The sequence below is a fragment of the Pseudoalteromonas sp. SWXJZ94C genome (assembly GCF_015864385.1).
Taxonomy (GTDB): domain Bacteria; phylum Pseudomonadota; class Gammaproteobacteria; order Enterobacterales; family Alteromonadaceae; genus Pseudoalteromonas.
Map to the genome: position 1 here is coordinate 1 of NZ_JADYXF010000154.1, position 672 is coordinate 672.

Consider the following 672-nt stretch of genomic DNA (forward strand, 5'->3'; position numbering starts at 1 on the left):
CGTTTAGGCTCACGCCCTGAAAATTCTAAAACGGTAGCTGCTATTAAGTTATTTCAAAGCAAAGTGGTAAATATGGTACGCCCAGATGGAAAAATAGATCCAAATGGACGCACCCATAGAAAAATCAACGAAAAGCTGGCGAGTGCCGCAGTAGTTACGGTTGTTCCAATATCTGGAACGATAAAAGCTACTTTAAAACGCAATCTCGAACAATATGAAAATCGAATTCCTCATATGTATAAAGATAAACTTGGCAATATAACTGCTGGGGTGGGGCACTTAATAAAAGATATTGAAGCAGCTAAAAAAGTAGCTTTTGTAGTAAGAAGTACTGGTGTTCTTGCTACGAAAAAAGAAATTGAAGATGAATTTATTAAAATTAAAGGTTTGTCTCTAGAACCAAATACACGTGCAAGAGCTTACAAAGAATACTCAACATTAGAGTTAGAAGAGAGCTTGATGGATAAACAAGTTGAAAATCATATAAATAACTTTGAAAAAGAACTAAAGCAGGTGTATGGAACTCAGGAATTTCAGGGATATTCTGATAATGTGAAATTGGCTTTATTTGACATGATTTTTAATTTAGGTATGACTAGGGGCTGTTGATCTTTGTAGTATATATATTAATCAGCCCACATTGGTAGCCACATCATAGTAAATGCTAAAGCG

General features: G+C 35.0%; 1 protein-coding gene. It reads left to right on the forward strand.

The genetic code is table 11. The annotated features are described in order from the left end of the window. The coding region (locus I6F65_RS21530) for a hypothetical protein (protein ID WP_197114883.1) at positions 1 to 609 on the forward strand (609 nt) is incomplete at its 5' end. Between the last annotated feature and the right edge of the window lie 63 nt (positions 610 to 672).